General features: G+C 24.3%; 2 protein-coding genes and 1 pseudogene. 2 read left to right on the top strand and 1 reads right to left on the bottom strand.

Annotated features, from left to right (window positions below):
* Positions 1-169: 169 nt before the first annotated feature.
* Positions 170-931, top strand: coding sequence for a Hachiman antiphage defense system protein HamA (locus KW502_RS15095; RefSeq protein WP_219041383.1), 762 nt, complete (start codon positions 170-172; stop codon positions 929-931).
* Positions 924-3437: a DEAD/DEAH box helicase gene (locus KW502_RS15090; RefSeq protein ID WP_219041382.1), complete on the top strand. Its 2514-nt coding sequence runs from the start codon at positions 924-926 to the stop codon at positions 3435-3437. Before KW502_RS15095 ends, KW502_RS15090 begins: the two co-directional genes overlap by 8 nt.
* Before the next feature lie 91 nt (positions 3438-3528).
* Here KW502_RS15090 and KW502_RS15540 read toward each other — a convergent pair.
* A pseudogene (locus KW502_RS15540) lies at positions 3529-3745 on the bottom strand (hypothetical protein); the annotation flags it as partial.

Here is a 3745-nt window from a genome sequence, read left to right as displayed (position 1 = left end):
CTAAAACGAACTTTTAAGGCATTAATACAAAAGCAAACAAAAATTAATGCAAATTTTGGCTTTACCCCTAATTTCAATTATTTTTAAAAAAAAATTAGGTAGTTTTGAGACAGACTGCCGTTGTAGATAATGCGACCGAAATCCAACAAATAGATAAAATTATAAGAAAATGTTCAAAGAAAGTTCAATAAAAATATCAGAAAAATTGACTTTGAATTTTTTGAACATAGAAAACTATTCTCAGGAATTTATAGAGTTAATAGAACAAGAAATTGGATTTATAAGAAATGGAGATTTAAGCAATGAAAATATTAAATACATTAAAAAAGCAATTAAAGCTTGGTTTCATAAAAAAGGTAACGATGAAAGGCCAAAAATTGGTTATGTAGCCGAATTTATTTGTCATCTTTATTTGAGGTCACAAAATTTTGAACAATATTTTCTTTTCAAAAACTTAGAAGAAAATGGACCGAAAAAAGGGTTTGATGGTTTATATTTGAAAGAAGACGAAATGTGGTTAGTAGAAAGTAAATCTACATCAGATTTAAAAAAAACTCATTTATCTAAAATTAAAGAAGCTTACAAAGACATTAAGAATAAAGTAGAATCAGTAAATCAAAAAGATAATAATCCTTGGGAAAACTCAAAAAACCATTTAGATAATAGAAATATTAAAGAAAATGTAGGGTTGTTAAAAAATATAAATAAGATAAGTCAGGACTTTATTGACCAAACCCCACATAAAGTCGAAGAATATAATATTATACCAAGCTCTACAATTTATTTAGGAGAAAAATATAAAGATATTGATGATGTCAAATTAAAGGCTGAACTAGAGAAAGTTTGCAAAAAATTCAACGCAAAAAAACTAAATATTCTTTGTGTAAATAAAAAAAGTATTGATGAATTTATAAATTTTATTAATGGCTAATAAGAAAAATGCAGATTTAAAAGAGCTGAAAAAACTAACCAAAGACGATTATTTTATAAGAGTATTTAAAAAACTTTGTTTAAACAAAGAACTAAGTTTTCAAGAAAAAGAGTTTATTCTAACTTGTGCATTATTTTTTTTTAAATATTATAATCTTGATAAAAGACTAAAAGGATACTTTAAAATTGGGTATTATATAATTTTGAAATATGCATTAAATTATAATGATTATAAGCCTTTATACGAAATAAGTATTCAAATTGGTTTTTATCCAATAATAGATTTTATAACAAAAGTCAAAAAGAATCTTTTTAGTGTTGATTCTAAAAACCTAATACTAGATGCAGTTGCATTCATTTCATATAAAAAGGATTTTAAGTCAACCGAAAAATATATAGAATCCCTCGAACAGAATATATCTAGGAATGATATCATTAAAAGCAAATCCGATGAAATTGCTTATATAGCACCTACTTCCTACGGAAAAAGCTCATTGATTAAAGAATTAATAAAATCAAATAATTTTTCAAGAATCGCTGTAATTGTTCCTTCAAAATCTTTATTAGTACAAACATACAAAGACATTAAAGCCTTAAACCTTGATTATAAATTAGTTTTACATGATGAAATGTATAACAATGAAAAAAAATTCATTGGAATATTAACACAAGAAAGGGCTACCAGAATCTTGAACAAAAATTCAAAAATAAATTATGAAATCTTATTTATTGATGAAGCTCATAAATTATTAAATAGAGATTCAAGAAGTTATATATTAACAAGACTTATACAATTAAATTATAAAAGAAATAATTCGCAAAAATTAGTTTACCTCTCGCCTCTCATAGAAAATGCAATTAATTTAAAAGTAAAAGATACTAATCAAGGTGAAATATTTACAAAAAAAATTCAACATGATTTTAAATCATTTGAACTATATCTATATGAAAATCAACAAAGTTATTTTTACGATAGATTTACAGATTCATATTTTGAATTAATAAAAAACATAAGTTATTTCAAATATATTAGAGATAACTCTAGCAATAAGAATTTTATATTTCATTCTAGACCTATCAAAGTTGAGAAATTAGCAGAGAATATCGCAAATGATATAACTGAAGACCTATCTGAGAATATAGTTATAAAAAACATAATAGAAACTCTAAATAAAGAAGTACATAAATCATTTTATCTAACTAACTATATAAAAAAGGGAGTTATATATATTCATGCTAAAATGCCCAATATTATTAAGGAATATTTAGAAGAAAAGTTTAAAAAGGTAGTAGAAATAAAATATATTGTGGCGAACTCTGTAATATTAGAAGGCATTAATTTACCAATTGAAACTATATTTATTACAACAAATGGTACAGGTAATAAAAATCAACGATTAAATGTTAAAGACCTAATAAATCTAGTTGGTAGAGCAAATAGGTTGAATGAAGTTTTTGCAAATAAAAAGTTAAAACCAGATGGTTTAATCTCTAAAATCCATTTTTTAAATCATGAAGATTACCAAGGTAAAAATAGCATTAAAACAGCACTAAAATCATTAAGAGAATATAGCTTTAGTGATATCGTTAAAAACCCTTTAATTGAAAACTACGACATAAACAATTTAGAATTTTCTGGTACTAAAGACCAAAAAGAGATTAGAAAAAAGAAACAAATAATTGAAGATGAGAATTTGATAGAATATTCAAAATTTGTTTTAGAAAACCACAACAATTTAAACCAAGAAGTTAAAAAATATATTATTGAAAATTCAATAAATGTTTTTTTTAAGGATTTAAACTTAGCTATTGAAAACATCTTAAAAAATATTTCAAATTTTAAGTTTAATAAAGAAATTAAAATAGTGGATATTGTAAATGACATTTTCATTATAAACAATGAAGACAATATTCTTGATTATGAGTTAGAAAGATTAAAAAATGAAAAAGCAAGAAATTATTACAATAACTTTCTTGAAATAACACAAAAATTACATTTAAATGAACGTATAAATGAAACTTTAAAATACTTTATCAAAAAAGCAAAAACAGAAAGTCCTGAGTTATATATAGGAAGTTCATATGGAAATATATCAAAACCTTCTGAAAAATATCATAATGGACATTATAATGGCAAAGTTTATATTGATTTAAGAAAACCAGAAATATTCTTAGTGAATATTGCCATTGTAAAGCTGAAAATTGAGGAAGATTTTATAAGCTATAAACTAAACTCTTTAATTGTTTTCTTGTACACATTTAAAATAATTCCCGAAGATTATTATTTTAATTATATCTATGGTACAACTGATTTAAATATAATAAGATTAGTTCGTTTTGGATTAAGTGTAAACGTAATCACACAATTAAAAAATGATAATCAAATTGATAATTTAGAGCTAGATAAAAATGGAAATCTATTTGTAAAAGACAACAAGACATTTGATTTATATCTAAAAAACCAGCCTGAATTATTTCAATTTGAAGTAAAAAAATATTTGAATTAAAGCACTACCTACAACACCGGTAACCGTTGCACAACCCCATAATTAAAAAAAAACGTATTCATTTAAACCGCTTTAGAGCGGTTTTCTAGTTTTATATCGTTTGTAAATTAGCAGAATATAGTCTCTTTAAAATGAACTTATACTCCTGATTTAACGTCATTGTGAACTTTAAAAACAAGCTGAGCATTCCTGCTCCACTTTTGGTGCGTTTTTCAATAAACTTCAGGTATTTCTTGAGGTTGTAGGCAATGGCGGAGAGCTGCATACATTTATTGGCCTGTTTTAATCCTAAGGTGTTTACTTTTCTA

This window comes from Mesonia aestuariivivens, assembly GCF_019311235.1.
Lineage (GTDB): Bacteria > Bacteroidota > Bacteroidia > Flavobacteriales > Flavobacteriaceae > Mesonia > Mesonia aestuariivivens.
This window is presented reverse-complemented; position numbering and strand designations above follow the sequence as displayed.